The organism is Nocardia alni, assembly GCF_019038435.1.
Classification (GTDB): domain Bacteria; phylum Actinomycetota; class Actinomycetes; order Mycobacteriales; family Mycobacteriaceae; genus Nocardia; species Nocardia alni.
On record NZ_JAGPOX010000038.1, the window covers coordinates 22,776 to 37,775 of the forward strand.

At 67.6% G+C, this 15,000-nt stretch carries 13 protein-coding genes; 5 read left to right on the plus strand and 8 right to left on the minus strand.

Annotation, left to right across the window (positions count from 1 at the left end):
- Position 1: 1 nt before the first annotated feature.
- Both JZ791_RS16680 and JZ791_RS16685 read right to left on the minus strand, forming a co-directional pair.
- Positions 2 to 1,003 carry an aldo/keto reductase gene (locus JZ791_RS16680; RefSeq protein ID WP_216895850.1) on the minus strand — a complete coding sequence of 334 codons (1,002 nt, stop codon included), beginning with the start codon at positions 1,001 to 1,003 and terminating at the stop codon, positions 2 to 4.
- 205 nt (positions 1,004 to 1,208) lie between these two features.
- The gene (locus JZ791_RS16685) at positions 1,209 to 2,126 is read right to left on the minus strand and encodes a LysR family transcriptional regulator (protein ID WP_216895852.1); all 918 of its coding nucleotides are present in this window, start codon (positions 2,124 to 2,126) and stop codon (positions 1,209 to 1,211) included.
- Positions 2,127 to 2,273: 147 nt separating this feature from the next.
- Here JZ791_RS16685 and JZ791_RS16690 point away from each other — a divergent pair, with 147 nt between their 5' ends.
- Both JZ791_RS16690 and JZ791_RS16695 read left to right on the plus strand, forming a co-directional pair.
- Positions 2,274 to 2,993, plus strand: a complete 720-nt coding sequence (locus tag JZ791_RS16690; protein WP_216895854.1) for an SDR family oxidoreductase — start codon at positions 2,274 to 2,276, stop codon at positions 2,991 to 2,993.
- 137 nt (positions 2,994 to 3,130) lie between these two features.
- On the plus strand, positions 3,131 to 5,191 hold the full coding sequence (locus JZ791_RS16695) for a hypothetical protein (RefSeq protein ID WP_216895856.1): 2,061 nt from the start codon (positions 3,131 to 3,133) through the stop codon (positions 5,189 to 5,191).
- 141 nt (positions 5,192 to 5,332) lie between these two features.
- Here JZ791_RS16695 and JZ791_RS16700 read toward each other — a convergent pair whose 3' ends face one another.
- A complete protein-coding gene (locus JZ791_RS16700; RefSeq protein WP_216895858.1) occupies positions 5,333 to 6,304 on the minus strand; it encodes an Lrp/AsnC family transcriptional regulator in 972 nt (323 codons plus the stop codon).
- A 119-nt stretch (positions 6,305 to 6,423) separates the two neighbouring features.
- Between JZ791_RS16700 and JZ791_RS16705 the strand changes: the two genes are divergently transcribed.
- Complete coding sequence (locus tag JZ791_RS16705) at positions 6,424 to 7,746, plus strand: carboxylesterase family protein (protein ID WP_216895860.1); 1,323 nt, start codon at positions 6,424 to 6,426, stop codon at positions 7,744 to 7,746.
- Between the two features lie 156 nt (positions 7,747 to 7,902).
- Positions 7,903 to 8,412: an HAD domain-containing protein gene (locus JZ791_RS16710; protein WP_308162953.1), complete on the plus strand. Its 510-nt coding sequence runs from the start codon at positions 7,903 to 7,905 to the stop codon at positions 8,410 to 8,412.
- A 3-nt stretch (positions 8,413 to 8,415) separates the two neighbouring features.
- Here JZ791_RS16710 and JZ791_RS16715 read toward each other — a convergent pair whose 3' ends face one another.
- Positions 8,416 to 9,783 carry an FAD-binding oxidoreductase gene (locus JZ791_RS16715; protein ID WP_216895863.1) on the minus strand — a complete coding sequence of 456 codons (1,368 nt, stop codon included), beginning with the start codon at positions 9,781 to 9,783 and terminating at the stop codon, positions 8,416 to 8,418.
- 71 nt (positions 9,784 to 9,854) lie between these two features.
- Between JZ791_RS16715 and JZ791_RS16720 the strand changes: the two genes are divergently transcribed.
- Entirely contained in the window at positions 9,855 to 10,784 is a 930-nt protein-coding gene (locus JZ791_RS16720) for a LysR family transcriptional regulator (RefSeq protein ID WP_216895864.1), read from the plus strand.
- A gap of 43 nt (positions 10,785 to 10,827) precedes the next feature.
- Here JZ791_RS16720 and JZ791_RS16725 read toward each other — a convergent pair whose 3' ends face one another.
- From JZ791_RS16725 to JZ791_RS16740, 4 genes are all read right to left on the minus strand, one after another.
- Positions 10,828 to 11,631, minus strand: a complete 804-nt coding sequence (locus JZ791_RS16725) for an amino acid ABC transporter ATP-binding protein (protein WP_305802013.1) — start codon at positions 11,629 to 11,631, stop codon at positions 10,828 to 10,830.
- Positions 11,631 to 12,518: an amino acid ABC transporter permease gene (locus tag JZ791_RS16730; protein ID WP_308162957.1), complete on the minus strand. Its 888-nt coding sequence runs from the start codon at positions 12,516 to 12,518 to the stop codon at positions 11,631 to 11,633. The genes JZ791_RS16725 and JZ791_RS16730 overlap by 1 nt, the downstream gene beginning before the upstream one ends.
- Before the next feature lie 89 nt (positions 12,519 to 12,607).
- On the minus strand, positions 12,608 to 13,516 hold the full coding sequence (locus tag JZ791_RS16735) for an ABC transporter substrate-binding protein (RefSeq protein ID WP_216895867.1): 909 nt from the start codon (positions 13,514 to 13,516) through the stop codon (positions 12,608 to 12,610).
- 148 nt (positions 13,517 to 13,664) lie between these two features.
- Complete coding sequence (locus JZ791_RS16740; RefSeq protein ID WP_438804529.1) at positions 13,665 to 14,756, minus strand: isocitrate/isopropylmalate dehydrogenase family protein; 1,092 nt, start codon at positions 14,754 to 14,756, stop codon at positions 13,665 to 13,667.
- Between the last annotated feature and the right edge of the window lie 244 nt (positions 14,757 to 15,000).

Consider the following 15,000-nt stretch of genomic DNA (forward strand, 5'->3'; position numbering starts at 1 on the left):
TTCAGGAGCGGCGCTTGATTCCGGTCTGGGCGTTGGGACCGAGGGTGACCTCGGTGACCGGAATGTCGCCGAGCGCCTCGTCGGCGGCGGCGAGAAGTTCGTCGGAGAGGCTCACTCCGGCGGCAATGCTGTTGGCGTGAACCTGTTCGGGCCGGGAGGCTCCGGTGATAGCCGAGGCGACCTCGCTGCGCCGCAACACCCAGGCCAACGCCAGCGTCGGCATACTGATGCCCGCGCCCTCGGCGAGCGGGACCAGACGCTGTACGGCCTCGGCCGCGGCCTCACTGTTGACCAGGCCCTGGGCGAGCCCCATTGCCTCACTGGCGAATCGAGTTCCCGACGGGGCGGGCCGGCCAGGTGCGTACTTACCGGTCAGCAAGCCCTGTGCCAGGGGTGACCAGACGATGTTGGAGATGCCGTTCTTCGCGCACAGGTCGAACAGTTCGACCTCGGGAGCCTGCCAGAGCATCGAGTACTGCGGCTGGGAGGAGACGAACAGATCCGGCCCGCCGATCTCGATCGCCGTCCTGATCTGCTCGACGGTCCATTCGCTGAACCCGAGATACCGCGCCTTGCCCTGTTCGACCACCCGTTGCAGGGCCTCGACGGTGTCCTCGAGCGGCACGGCGGGGTCGAACCGATGCGCCTGATACAGATCGACATAGTCGGTCCGCAGGCGAGTCAGCGAGGCGTCGATTTGCTTGGCGATCTGGGCCGGGGACAGGCCGCTGTCGGCCGGATCGTCGGACATCTGGCCCCAGACCTTGGTGGCCAGCACATAGGAGTCGCGCGGATGGGCGGAAAGTATTTCCCCCCAGGCGGTTTCGGCCGCGCCACGACCGTACACGTTGGCGGTGTCGAAGAAATTGATGCCCTCGTCGAAGGCCGCCTCGGTGCAGGCGCGGGTCGCATCCGCCGCGACGCCGCCGGAATAGGTGAGCCAGGACCCGAGCGAGATCTCCGAAACCTGAAGATCGGAGTTACCGAGCTTGCGGTACCGCATACGGTGCACCTTTCAGTGAGGGTGGTGCCGACGCACTCCATGTAACCAGTGACGGCTCCCGACCGCTCGACCGATCCCGCGGCGCTCACTGTTCGAACCGGCCCGCGACTCGTCCAACGGCAGATCCGCGCTGGTGACGATGCCGGCGACCACCGAGCGGATATCCCGAGGGCCGGCAGCCCGGTGACGGACAGGCCGGGCGCACCTACATCGAAACCGATGCCTCGGCGGCCAGGTCGGCGAATTCCTCGATCAGAGCGCTACCGCGGTCGGCGAGCCAGGCCAGGCCGACCTGGGTGGGTGCGAGATCGGCGACCTCGAGGCAGGCGATGTCGGGACGGGTGTAGAAGTTCATCACCGACAACGGCAGGAACATGATGCCGCGGCCCGCCGCGACGTGGGCCAGCTTCTCCTCCACGCTGTGGAAGACCGGTGGCGCGGGCGGATCGCCGCGCATTTCAGTGGCGATATCGCGCCACTGCGGCACGGTGTCGGGATCCTGGAGCAGGTGGTCGTCGGCGAGGTCGGCGATCCGCACGGCGCGTTTACCCGCGAGCCGCTCCTCGGCGAGGTCGGCGATACGCACCGTGTCCTTACCCGCGAGCGGGTGGTCGGCGGCGACGACCACTCCGCGCGGCTCGAAGTGCAGCGGCAGTACTCGCAGGCCCCGCAGATCGACCGGCAGCCGGACCGCACTGACGTCGGCCCGGCCGTCGTGCAGCACGGTGACCTGGTCGTCCCAGGTCGTGGGGACAAGGTCGATGGCGAGGTCCGGATAGCGCGCGGCCAGGGCGCGCACGGGTGCGGTCACACTCACGCCGGGCATGAAACCGACGGTGAAGGTGTCCGAACCGGCGGCGGCGCGGATCACCCTGCGCCGCAACGCCTCCGCACTGGACAACAGCGGTCGCGCATCGGCGAGCAACTGCTCGCCCGCGGGCGTCAGCTCGGTCGAGCGACGATCACGCGCGAACAGCCGCACACCCAGCTCGTCCTCCAGCGCCCGGATCTGCCGCGACAGCACCGGCTGGGCGATGAACAGCTCCCGAGCCGCCCGGCCGAAATGCAGGTGCTCGGCCACGGCGACGAAGTAGCGCAACTTGCGGAGATCGACATCGGCCATGATGCCTTCAGGGTATTACAGCGGCGGCGATAGGTCTTGGACGCGGGCGGGCAAGGGCACGCATGCTGGAAAGCGGGATTCCGGGACGGACCATTTCTTCCCGAAACTCATTCTTCCGCAACTATTTCCGTACATGAGAGGACGATCGTGTCTCTGACCGGTCAACACGTGGCAGTACTCGGCGGCACCTCGGGAATCGGCCTCGCGGTGGCAGCTGCCGCCGCGGAGCAGGACGCGAAGGTAACCGTCGTCTCCAGCAGGCAAACGAGCGTCGACCGCGCGAAGGCCGAACTCCCCTCCGGCGTGACCGGCCGCGTCACCAACCTCGCCGACGCCGGGCAGGTGCGCGATCTGTTCGACACCCTCGGCCCGCTCGACCACCTCGTCTACACCGCGGGCGACCCGCTGCTGCTGACTCCGCTGGCCGACCTCGACATCGATACGGCCCGAAAGTTCTTCGAGCTCCGCTATTTCGGCGCTCTCACCGCGGTTCAGGCGGCGGCGCCACATCTCGCTCCCACCGGCTCGATCACGCTGACCTCGGGCACCGCGGGCATACGTCCCGGTCCCGGATTCGTCGTGGCCGCCAGTGTCTGCACCGCGATGGAAGGGCTGACCCGTGCCCTGGCCGTCGAACTCGCCCCGATCCGCGTCAACGCCGTTATGCCGGGCGTGGTCCGCACGCCGCTGTGGGATCCGATGCCCCAGGACATGCGCGACCAGCTGTACCGCGACAACGCCGCCGCCACTCCCCTGCGCCGCGTCGCCGGCCCCGACGACATCGCCCGTGGCTACCTGTACTTTCTCAGCCAGCCCCACGCCACCGGAACCGTGATCACCCTCGACGGAGGCGCTGTCCTGGTCTGAGATCACACGGTGCGCGGCGCAACCCTCCCGGTGGTGAATACCACTGGGGTGGAAGGAGTCTGGTGAGACGGCTACGGTGGTGTCACCGCGGATCACCGGTGATCCATATCCGGCGGCGCGGCTGACGAGGAGGATCGGTGCGGTCGCAGCTGCAGGAGGCGTCCCCGTTCGGGTTTCGGATGTGGTGGCGCGCAGGGGATTGCGCCGAATGGTCACCGGGGACTCGACTGCTGGTGGCGGTGGACGACGGCGAGTCGGTAGAACTGGAACAGCTGTCCTGGACCACCGGCGACGGCGCGCAGTTCACGATCGGCTTCTCCTCGGACATGGCGAGCTGCTACGGCCATCGGCACACCGCCCACGGTGATGTTGTGGAGGTCCGGGGTGAGATCGACGACAGCCCGGACCGTTCCGTAACCGCCGACAGCGCACGCGAATACGAATTCGATACCTCGATCGGGGACGAACCGGCCGGGCGCCTGCGGCTGGTGCTCGACGACGGCAGCGAGGCATCTCTGCGCTCGGTCACCTGGCGCGACCGGTCCGGCAACGCCTGCTCGGCAGTGCTGCGGTCGCCGAGCCCGTCCGGCACACTCGATGTCACCGAGTTGGTCACCGAGGTGCGAGCCAGTTCCGAACATCCCCAGATGAACGAGTTCGCCACGAATCTCATACGGGGATCAACCGCCAAATGGCTCGCGCCCTTCACCCGCGCCACGCTGGAATTTCAGCTTTCCCAACCGATTACGTTGGATCGGTACATCCTCACCTCGGCCAACGACGAGCCTCGTCGCGATCCGGAGACCTGGACGCTGCGCGGCTCGGCGGACGGAAGTCTGTGGCAGGTTCTGGACACTCGCGTCGGCCAGTCGTTCCCCGACAGGCACCTGTCCCGGATGTACCGGATCGCCAGGTCCGGGACCTACGACCGATATCGACTGAACATCCTGCGCAACCAGGGAGCCGGGAACATCCAACTCGAGTCGATCCGTTTTATCGCCGCCGCAAGTGGTTTCGTCGGATATCGCCACCGCGCGGGCCAGGACCCGGTCGTCTATCGTGGGGTGCGCGTCATGCGGGAGACGCCGCGACCCACCCGCAGGGCCGAACGTCTCGGTGACCTCACGGTCGGCACGGGCGGCTCCCGGCGAGCCAATGCCCGACCCGTCTTCGAGGATTCGGCGCCGGCCGCCGAGATCACCTCCGATGGGTACCTCTACCGCAGGAACGCGCGCGGCGCGATCACGCATACCGTCCAACGCGAACCCGACGGCTCGTTGCTGGCCACCGGCAAGAACGAATCCGTATGGCTGGATTTACCGCTGGCACAGTGGTTCGAGCAGGCCGGCACGATCCTGACCTGGCGGCGGCTAGCGGACGCGGGCCTGACTCTGTGCCTGCTCGACGCGGCCGGAAATCCGCTGTGGCGCCAGAACTCTCCCTCCTCGACCACGACACCCCCGCCCGCACGACCGCACGAATACGGCGGCCCCACGCTGGAACCGGGATCACGCCTGCGCCGCCAATCGCTGACCTCCCCGTCCGGATCGCACACATTGCTGCACCACCACAACGGGAATCTGGTGCTCTACTGCAACACCACCCACACCCCGGTCTGGATGACCGGCACCGACTGGCTCGGCGACAGCCGGCTCGACCTGACCTCCGCCGGCGACCTGGTCCTGCGCACCTCCTGCGGCGCACCCGTCTGGCATTCGGGCACAACGAATCTGGGCGTCATCCGCCTGGAAGTCCGCGACGACGGCGCCCTGGCCCTGCTGAACGCCACCGAAACCATCGTCTGGCAGGCCCTGGGCCACGCCCCCTGCTCCACCGCATCCGGACTCACCCCGCCCCGCGGCGCGGTCCTGCGCCGCGGCCAATCACTGCACAACCAGTCCCTGACCTCCGCCCACCGCGACGTCGTCCTGGCCCACGAGCCCGGAAACGGCATCTGGCTCTACGACGCCGACGGCGCCCCGGCCTGGTACGCCGGCACCGCCACGAGCGCCGGTCTCACCCTGGACATCGACGGATACCTCCGGGTCCTCGCCGACAACGGCACCCCCCTCGAGCAACTCGCCGGCCCGGCCGACCACCTCGAGGTGGAGTCCAGCGGAGAAATCCGCCTGTACACCGAAGACAGCACCGTCGTGTGGAGCAGCCTCGCCGATGCCGAACCCGAGGAGTCGGACTAACAGAGGTCTTCGCGGACCGACCTGGCGACACGGCGAACCCGCTCAGCCAGCACGGCGCAGTCCGTCGATTGCGTCGTATCGACTGTCAGCACCGGAGCGAGGCCGAGCCGGGAAGTCCGTTCACCAGCACCAGGAGTCGGCTCATCGGCGTGGTGCCGGTAGGCGGGCCAGGCCGGTTCGCTTGACCGTGGTCAGGATGGGGGCGGTTTCGAGGGTTGTGAGGTTGTCTATGGCGCCGATTGTTTCGGTCAGGAAGGTGTAGAGGGCGGCTAGGTCGGGGGCGGCGACTGCCAGGAACAGGGTGGCGGTGCCTGTTACGGCGCCGGCGAAGCGGACCTGGGGATGTTGGGCGAGGCGTTGGCCGGTCTCGTCGAGGATCGAGGGTGGCACGGTCATCCAGAGGAGGGCCTCGGTTCGGATGCCCAGGAGTGCCAGGTCGACCTCGGTGGCGAGGCGGACGGCTCCCCCGGCGAGCAGTGTGTCCACTCGGTGGCGCGCGGTGACCGGCGATATCTTGGTGCGCTGCGCGAGATCTCGGTAGGGGGCGCGGCCGTCGTGGACCAGGGCGCGGATGAGTGCGAGGTCGATCTCGCGGAGGGGCGTGGGCTCGGTGACCAGGGGAAGGCCGGGCGACAGGGTGCGCGTCTGTTCCTCGGTCAGGATGCCGCCGGACCAGGTGAAGGCGGTCGGGAAGATGCGCAGGAACTCGTGGAAGGTCCAGGAGGTCGCCGAGGGGGTCGCGACCAACTGGCGGAGCAGGAGGTCGGTGCGCGCCTGCGGGCCGTCCAGGAAGTGGACGGTGCAGACCTCGTCTCCGCCGAGGATGTCGACCCAGACCGTGTCCGGCCGGCGCGCCATGACGTCGGCGACCTCGGTGACCCGGTTGGGCCGGCACCGCACCCGCAGGACGAGCGGGATCAGGTCGGGGAAGTATGCGGGGTTGGGCACGGCGGTCGCGCGCAGCGTGCCGTCGCCGTAGAGGGGGCCGACCCGGCGCACGAGGGTGCGTTCCGGGATGTCGAGAGCGGCGGACAGTGCGCGCCAACTGATTCTCGGTGCGAGCAGGAGTGCGGCGACTATTCGCCGGTCGATCTCATCGAGCTGACGGCGCACATTCTGAGTTTACCGGCAGAAAATGGCACAGATACGACAGATTGAACGCGAATATTGGCGCATATCCTGCCCTGCCTGAGTAGATGGATATCGAGAGTGAATCGCACACGGAGGTACTCATGAGTTCGCAGCAGCCCGTCAGGATCGAACAGGGACAACTTTCGGGCGTGGACCGAGGCGGAGTCACGGCGTTTCTCGGGGTCCCCTACGCGGCCAGCCCGGTCGGTGACGCGAGGTTCCGACCGCCGGCGGCGCATCAGGGCTGGTCCGGGGTGCGCGCAACCGATCGGCCCGGGCCTTCGGTCCCGCAGTTGCCTTCGCGGCTGGAGGCGGTCATGGGGTCGCGGAAACCGGACTGGGACGAGGATGGCTGCCTGAACCTCAACGTCTGGGCGCCGACCGCGGCGCTGACCGACGGCCGACCCCGCCCGGTGCTGGTGTGGTTCCACGGCGGCGGTTTCAGCAGCGGTTCGGGCGGGTGGGACTGGTACGACGGGGCCCGGCTCGCCGAAGCCGGCGATATCGTGGTGGTCACCGCGAACTACCGCCTGCATGCGCTGGGTTATCTGTGGCTGCCAGAGATCGGCGCGAACAACCTCGGCGCGCAGGATCAGGGCGCGGCCCTGCGCTGGGTGGCCGACAACATCGCCGCGTTCGGTGGCGATCGCACCACCGTCACGGTCGGCGGGCAGTCGGCCGGTGCGTTCTCCGCGCTGGCCCTCGCGCTCGATCCGGCGACGGGCCCGCTCCTGCGCCGGATCATCGTGCAGAGCGGACCGTGGGGTCTGGCACCGGAGTCGCAACAGACCGCACGGCAGACCGCGACCCGCTACTTGGACATCCTCGGCATCGACCGGAACGGCGATGTCGGCGCCGCGTTGCGCGCGGTACCGGTCGCCGACCTGATGGACGGTTACGCCGCGCTCGCCCGGCCCGGCGCCATCGCGCCACCGATGTTCCCGGTGCTCGGCGGCGCGGGCTATCCCGTGACCTGGTCGGACGCACTCGCGGAGCTGGGCGACAAGCAGGTGCTGATCGGACGCACCGAGCACGAGATCACCGCGTTCCGTGCCGGTTCACTCCCGCCCGACGCCCCCGAACTCGCCGAGGAGACCGAGCAGTTGTTCGGCGCGGGCATCGACCGGATCACCCGCGCACGCGCCGAGGCAGGGGTCCCCGCCCACGTCTACCGCTTCACCCGCACCTCCCAGGCCGCCCCGGCACTCGGCTCCCCGCATTGCGCGGAACTACCGTTCTTCTTCGACAACCTCGACGCCTATCCGGACGCACCGATGCTCGGCCCGGTCACCGACGCCGACCGCGAACTGGCCTGCTCCTTCAGCTCGGCCGCCGCCGATTTCGTCGCGACCGGACTCGACAACGACCCGAACTGGCCCGTCTACCGTCCCGGCAACGGCGAGTACATCTTCCCCGTCGGCTAGCGCGCTGCTGCGCGGACGCGGATTCCGAATCTCCTCGACGCCCAGGGGAATCCGGATCCAACGGATTCGGCTCGAATACGAAGCATGACGATATCGAACCGAAAACATCCACGTCGCCAGTGGCCGAACAGCGGTCGTCTGCGCAGAATTGGCTGTGTGATCCGGGGTTCGAATCAACCGCTGCTGTTCCTGGACGTCGACGGGACATTGCTTCCGAGGGGCGGCGACGCATTCGCGGTGGACGAGGTGGATTGGGCCGCTTGGCAACAGCCGTCCAATCCGCTCCTGTCCTCGTTGAGCCGAGACCTCGGCGACCAGCTTGCGGCACTGGCCTGCGAACTGGTGTGGGCCACCGGATGGGGCGAGGACGCCAACCGCGTCATCGCTCCGCTCCTGGGCCTGCCGCGGTTACCCGTGGTGATGCTGCCCATCTATCCTGGCAGCGACTATTACGACGATGAATTACATTGGAAAACAAGGACTCTGGTCAATGTAGCCGGTGGGCGGCCGTTCGTCTGGGTTGACGACGAACTCAGACAGCAGGACCGGACTTGGGTTCGCGGGAACCACAGCGGCCGGGCGCTACTGCATCGGGTCGATGGCACGCTGGGCCTGCTCGACGCCGATTTCACCACCGTCGCCGAATGGCTCAGCGAATCACCGTAGGCACTAGCTGCTCGGGCGGATGTTGCGGTTGTAGCGGAAGAGGTTGGCGGGGTCCAGGTTCGCCTTCATCGTGGCCAGGTGACCGTAGGTCTGCTGGGTGTAGCCGATGCGGGTTTGGGACTCGTCGGCCCAGTCGCCCGCGCCGTACAGGAAGTTGAGGCTGTGGCCGATCGTCCAAGGGGACAACGTCTCCGCGATCAGGTCGTGACGGTCGCGGACCGCCGTGCCACCGGATTCGGGAGCCGTGATGAAGCGAGCCAGGTATTCGGCGGCGCGGTGGTCGATCGCCGCGTCGGCCGGACCGGGTCGGCGCAGCGCGCCGCCCAGGTGACGGAAACCGGCGACCACCGGGACCGGGGAGTCCGCGCCGACGACATCCAGAAGGGCTTGGGTCACATCGGATGTCAGGTCGGACAGCAGGGCATTGGTCGCGGAGTAGGCGTGCGGGAAGGGCGGGTCGCTGTAGATGGTGTCGGTTTCTCGGTACGACATCGTGCGCACGGTGTCGGCCAGTCGTTCACCAATGCCCCGCAACGGCGCGACCAACCGTTCACCGTCGCGCTCCGGCCCTGTGTACGCGATGTTGATCGTGGCGATGTAGCGGCCGCGCAACGGTTCCGGGATCACCGGGATGTCGGGCATCGTCATCATGGTGATGGCCGAGGTCATCTCCTCGGGAACGTCTCGCGTCCAGAGCCTCCATGCCTCGAGCGCCGGTTCCACCAACCTGGTGTCGAAGGTCAGCTGACCGCCGTAGACGGTGGTGATCGGGAGCAGGTCGAGTTCCATTGCGGTGACCACGCCGAAATTGCCGCCGGTCCCGAGGACCGCGCCGAACAGTTCGTCGTCGGGCGTCAGGTGGCGCAGGCGGCCGTCGGCGGTGACCAGGTCGATCGCCCGCACGTGATCGGCGGCGTAGCCGAAGGTGCGGGCGAGGATGCCCAGACCACCGCCCAGGTGGTAGCCGATGACCCCGACCGTCGGGGAGGAGCCGTTGAGTGGGGCCAGGCCGTATTCGGCCGCCGCAGCGATCTGGCCCTGCGCCTGGACGCCCGCGCCCACGCCCACGCGGGCGGTGCGGGCGAGCGGATCGACCGCGATATCCCGCATCCGGCGGGTACTGATCAGCACGCCCTCGGCGGCGGCGACCGACAGCCCGTGGCCGGTGGCCTGCACGGCGATCGGAAGCCCGTGGCGCGCGGCGTACTCCACGGCGGCACGAACATCCTCGGCGTGCAGCGCTCCGACCACGAGCGCGGGCCGGTGGGTGTACGCGGTCTGGAAACCGGTGACCTCCTCGTCGTATCCGGCGTCGCCCGGGCGGAAGACGGGCCCGGCGACCGCGGGGAGTTCGGTGAGTGAGTGCGTCATGAGATCCACAGTGCTCGACCCGCTACTAGAAGTCGAACAGCTAGATCTTCTCGAAGCTATAATCAATAGTTATGGAACTGCGGCAGCTGCGCTACTTCGTCACGGTCGTCGAGGAGGCGAATTTCACCCGCGCCGCGGCCCGCCTGCATCTGGCACAGCCGGGACTCTCGGCCCAGATCCGGCTGCTGGAAAAGGAGTTGGGACAGTCCCTGCTGGACCGGTCCAGCCGATCGATCACCCCGACCGCGGCCGGTACGGCAATACTCCCGCACGCACGAGCGGCCCTCGCTGCCGCACAGCAGGTTTCGCACACCGTCGACGAATTCACCGGCCTGCTGCGCGGACACGTCCGCATCGGGCTGGTCTCCGGCGCGGCCACCGAAGAGTTCGACGTCACCCGAGTGCTGACCGGATTCCATCGGGACCATCCGCAGGTCGCGATCAGCCTCACCGAGGACACCTCCGACCGCATGCTCGCCGCGGTGGTCCGCGGCGATCTCGATATCGCCCTGGTCGGACTGACCGGCGCCGAGCTCGATCCCAGCCTCGGCATCGACGTTGTTCTGGATACCCGCATCAACGCCGTGGTCGCCACCGCGAATACCGAATTCGACGACCGGACGACACTTTCCGCCCTACGCGACTACCCACTGATCTGCCTGACCCGTGGCACCGGCATCCGCGGCGTACTCGAACGAGCTTGCGCTGCCGCCGGATTCACCCCGCGCATCGAATTCGAAGCCGCCGCACCACCATTGCTCACCCGGCTGGCTTCGGGCGGCCTGGGCATCGCCATCGTCCCCGATCTGCCGGCCGCCCAAGCCGCCGTCGCGGGCGTACGCACGGTCGAGATCATCGACCCCGAACTACACGGCCGCCTCGCCCTGGCCTGGCGCACCGACCACCCCGCCAGCCCCGCGGCCAAAGCGCTGCTGGGCCAGCTGCGCATCGCCTTCGCCTCACCCCGCCCGGGGCCATCCGCAGACTCCCGGGCACCGTGAGATACCGGCCGGGACGCAACCGTGCGACTTCAGGACCAGCCCACTAGAGAATCCGCGACAGGAACGCCTTGGTGCGGTCGTGCTGCGGATTGGCAAGCACCTCACGGGGATTGCCCGACTCGACCACGACGCCGGCGTCCATGAACACCAGCTGATCGGCGACCTCGCGAGCGAAGCCCATCTCGTGGGTCACCACGATCATGGTCATGCCGGAGGCGGCGAGTTCGCGCATGACGCCCAGCACCTCACCGACCAGTTCGGGGTCCAGGGCCGAGGTGGGCTCGTCGAACAGCATCAGCTTGGGGTCCATGGCCAGGGCGCGGGCGATCGCGACGCGCTGTTGCTGGCCGCCGGACAGCTGTGAGGGGTACGAATCGGCCTTGTCCGCCAAGCCGACTCGGTCCAGGAGCTCCTTGGCCCGGGTGATCGCGTCCGCCTTGCGGATCTTCTTCACCTGGGTGGGCGCCTCGACGATGTTGTCCAAGGCCGTGCGGTGCGGGAACAGGTTGAAGTGCTGGAACACCATGCCGATGTCGCGACGCTGGCGAGCGGCGGCGCGAGGGCTCATCTCATAGATCCGATCGCCCTTCTCCCGGTAACCGATCAGATCGCCGTCGACGTACAGCCGTCCGGCGTTGACCTGTTCCAGGTGGTTGATGCAGCGCAGGAAGGTCGACTTGCCCGACCCGGACGGGCCGATCATGCACAGCACCTCGCCCCGCGTCACCTCCAGCGAGATGCCCTTGAGCACCTGCAGACTGCCGAAGTTCTTGCACACCTGCTGGGCCAGGATCATCGGGGTCGATCCGTCTCCGAGGTTCGTGGAATCGCTTGCCGCGGTGGACATCAGTGAACCCCGCCCGTTCCCCCGGCGACCTCAGTCATGGCGCGCTGCTGCCGGGCAGTCAACTGACGACTCACACCGCGCGAGTAGTACCGCTCGAGGTAGAACTGCCCGACCATCAGCACGCTGGTGACGACCAGATACCAACTCGCGGCGACCATCAGCAGCGGGATCGGACGGAAGTTGACGCCCGAGATGTTGCGCGCCACCCCGTACAGGTCGGTGGTCAGCGGAATAGCGGTCACCAGCGAGGTGGTCTTGAGCATGCTGATCAGCTCGTTGCCGGTCGGCGGGATGATCACCCGCATCGACTGCGGCAATACCGTGCGCGTCATCGTCTGCCCCCACGACATGCCCAGCGCGACCGATGCCTCCCGCTGCCCGTCACCCACGGAATTGATTCCGGCACGCACGATCTCGGCCATATAGGCCGATTCGTTCAGGCCCAGGCCGATCGTGGCGAACAGCATCGCGGCCTGCCACTGCTGGATGTTCCAATCGGTGAAATGCGGTCCGCCGAAGGGGATTCCGAGCTGAATATGCTTGTACAGCGATGGGAACAGCCCCCAGAACACCAGCTGCACATACACCGGTGTGCCACGAAAGATCCACAGATACACCCAGGACACCGAGCGCAGCACCGGATTCGGCGACAGCCGCATGACCGCCAACGTGATGCCCAGGACGACGCCGATCGCCATCGCCATCACGGTGAGCTCCAAGGTGACCAGTGCGCCCTGGAGGATCCGCTGATCGAACAGATAATCCCGGTATGTACTCCATTGGTAGCTGTCGTTGGTGGCCGCGCCATAGAGGAACAGCGCCACCAGCACCAGGATGATCACCGCCGCGACCCACCGGCCCGGATGCCGCAACGGCACCGCCTTGATCGGCGCGGGCTCTGGTGCGGCCGCAGCCGCGGCGGCACTGGCCGCCGCGGCCTCGGGGGACTTGTCGGGGTCCGTCGAACTCACTCAGCTCAGCCCTTGGCTCCGTTGATCACGGACTTTGTGATCGCACCCTGCTGCACGCCCCAGTTGTCGGCGATCTTCTTGTAGTCGCCGTCGTCCATCAGATGCTGCACCGCGGCCTGCAGTACCGGGCCCAGCGGCGAGCCCTTCGGCACCGGCCAGCCGTACGGCGCGGAGGAGAAGATCGGGCCGTCGGTCTGGATCTTGTCCGGGTTCTGCTTCACCGCGTAGGCGGTCACCGGCGAGTCGGCCGAGAACGCGTCGACCTGGCCGAGCACCAGCGCGTTGGCCACCGCGCTCTGGTCGTCGAAGGCGACGATGTCGATCTTGGGCTTACCGGCGTCGGTGCAGGCCTTGCTCTTGGCCGGGAGTTCGTCGGTCTCCTGAACGGTGGTGCGCTGCACTGCCACCTTCTTGCCGCAGGCGTTGTTCGGGTCGATGTTCTGACCCTTCTGCTCGGCCCACTGGCTGCCAGCGGAGAAGTAGTCGACGAAATCGACGGTCTTCTCGCGGTCGGTGTTATCGGTGAACGAGGACATGCCCAGGTCGTAGGTGCCCGCCTGGATCGCCGGGATGATCTTCTCGAAATCGGCCTGCTGGTAGTCGGCGGTGACGCCGAGGGTCGAGGCGACCGCGTTCATCAGATCCACATCGAAGCCGACGATCTTACCGGTGGACGGATCCTGGAACTCGTTGGGCGAGTAGGGCACATTGACCCCGACGACCAGCTTGCCGGCCGACTTCACCTTCGCGGGTAGCTGGGACGCGAGCGAATCCACCTTGCTGACCTGGACCTTCGCCACGGTCGGGGCGTTACTCTCCGAGTTCTTCGTACATCCCGTCAGCAGCAGCGCACCACCGGCGACAATGCATGCGGCTCGCAGGATGTTCCCGCGAGCACCGGATCGAACAGACACAGCAGTCCTCCATGTTTGGATGGGCGACAACGCGAGTCACCCGCCGTACGAAATCTAGGCGATACGGACCGACCGTGCCGCTCGGTTACCGAAGGTTAATCCGTACCGCGCCCCGCTGTTGCCCTTACACGCCGAGTCGAGGACCTTATCACCAGCGCCGAACCCGCGCGCGAACCTGTTCTGTGAATTCGCTGGTAGAGGCCAGTCCACCGAGGTCGGCCGTCGCGATTCCGGCCTCGAAGGTCGCCGCGACGGCCCGCTCGATGCGCTCGGCCGCGTGCATCACCTCTGCGTCCTCGCGGCGCGCACCCAACCAGCGCAACAGCATCGCAGTCGACAGGTGCATGGCCGCCGGATTCGCGCGGTTGTGCCCCGCCAGCACCGGGGCCGCGCCGTGCACCGCCTGCGCCATCGCCTGGGTCCGTGAGCAGTTCAGCGAGGGCGCCGTTCCCAGGGAGGCGCCCAGTTCGGCGGCCAGATCCGAGAGGATGTCACCGAACATGTTCTCGGTGACCAGGACATCGTAGTCGCCGGGCGCGCGCACCAGATGCGCGGCGGCGGCGTCGACATGCTCGTCGTCGATGTTCAGTCCGGGATAGTCGGCGGCCACCTCGTAACAGACGTCGCGAAACAGGCCCATCGTCATCGGCAGCACGTTGGCCTTGTGCACGATGGTCAGCCGGTTGCGTCGGGAGCGGGCCAGGCGGCACGCCTCGTGCGCGATCCGCTCGATCGCGGCGCGACTGAAGACGCCAACGGACATCGCCACGTCGGGGGTGGGCTGGAACTCGCCGGAACCGGAGAACATATTGCGGTCGGCGTAGAAGCCCTCGCTGTTCTCCCGCACGATGACCAGGTCCATATCCGGCGACTCGCGCCGGATACCGCCGGCGCGAACGCCCGCGAACGCCCGGACCGGACGGATATTGGCGTACAGCCCGAACCGTTTGCGGATCGCGCCGCCGGGCGGGGCTCCGGTGCGGTGATGCGCGGCGTAGGCGGCGTTGTCGTGCGGGCCGAGCACCCAGCCGTCGAGTTCGGCCAGCGCCTCCAGCGTCGAATACGGCAGCGGGTCATCGTATTCGGCGATCGCACGCTGCCCCATCGGCAGCGGCATCCAGTCGATCTCGGCCGCACCGGCCGCCGACAACGCCTCGTCGGCGACGTCGCGGGCCGAACGCACCACTTCCGGACCGATACCATCCCCCTCGATCAACCCCACTCGCGCGGTCGCAGTCACCACTCAATCGTGGCATCCCCGCCTCCAGGTCATCGAAGAGGGTGCGGACCGGCCTCGTTCGTGTGCACGGAAGATATCCGCATGGCTCGGCGTTGTATCAGACGCAACTGGACGACTGATTTCGTGGGAATATGGGTAACTTGCCGGGTACCGGCTAACTTGCCCATCAAATCACCGCAAGCCGCCAGCGCCACTGACCTGGCACCCGAATCTGGCCAGAGGCGCGGGGAGGCGGAGCAGAGAG

Coding starts and splice junctions, on each gene's coding strand:
- JZ791_RS16680 (WP_216895850.1), bottom strand. CDS start 1,003: ATGCGGTACCGCAAGCTCGGTAACTCCGATCTTCAGGTTTCGGAGATC.
- JZ791_RS16685 (WP_216895852.1), bottom strand. CDS start 2,126: ATGGCCGATGTCGATCTCCGCAAGTTGCGCTACTTCGTCGCCGTGGCC.
- JZ791_RS16705 (WP_216895860.1), top strand. CDS start 6,424: ATGAGTTCGCAGCAGCCCGTCAGGATCGAACAGGGACAACTTTCGGGC.
- JZ791_RS16715 (WP_216895863.1), bottom strand. CDS start 9,783: ATGACGCACTCACTCACCGAACTCCCCGCGGTCGCCGGGCCCGTCTTC.
- JZ791_RS16720 (WP_216895864.1), top strand. CDS start 9,855: ATGGAACTGCGGCAGCTGCGCTACTTCGTCACGGTCGTCGAGGAGGCG.
- JZ791_RS16725 (WP_305802013.1), bottom strand. CDS start 11,631: ATGTCCACCGCGGCAAGCGATTCCACGAACCTCGGAGACGGATCGACC.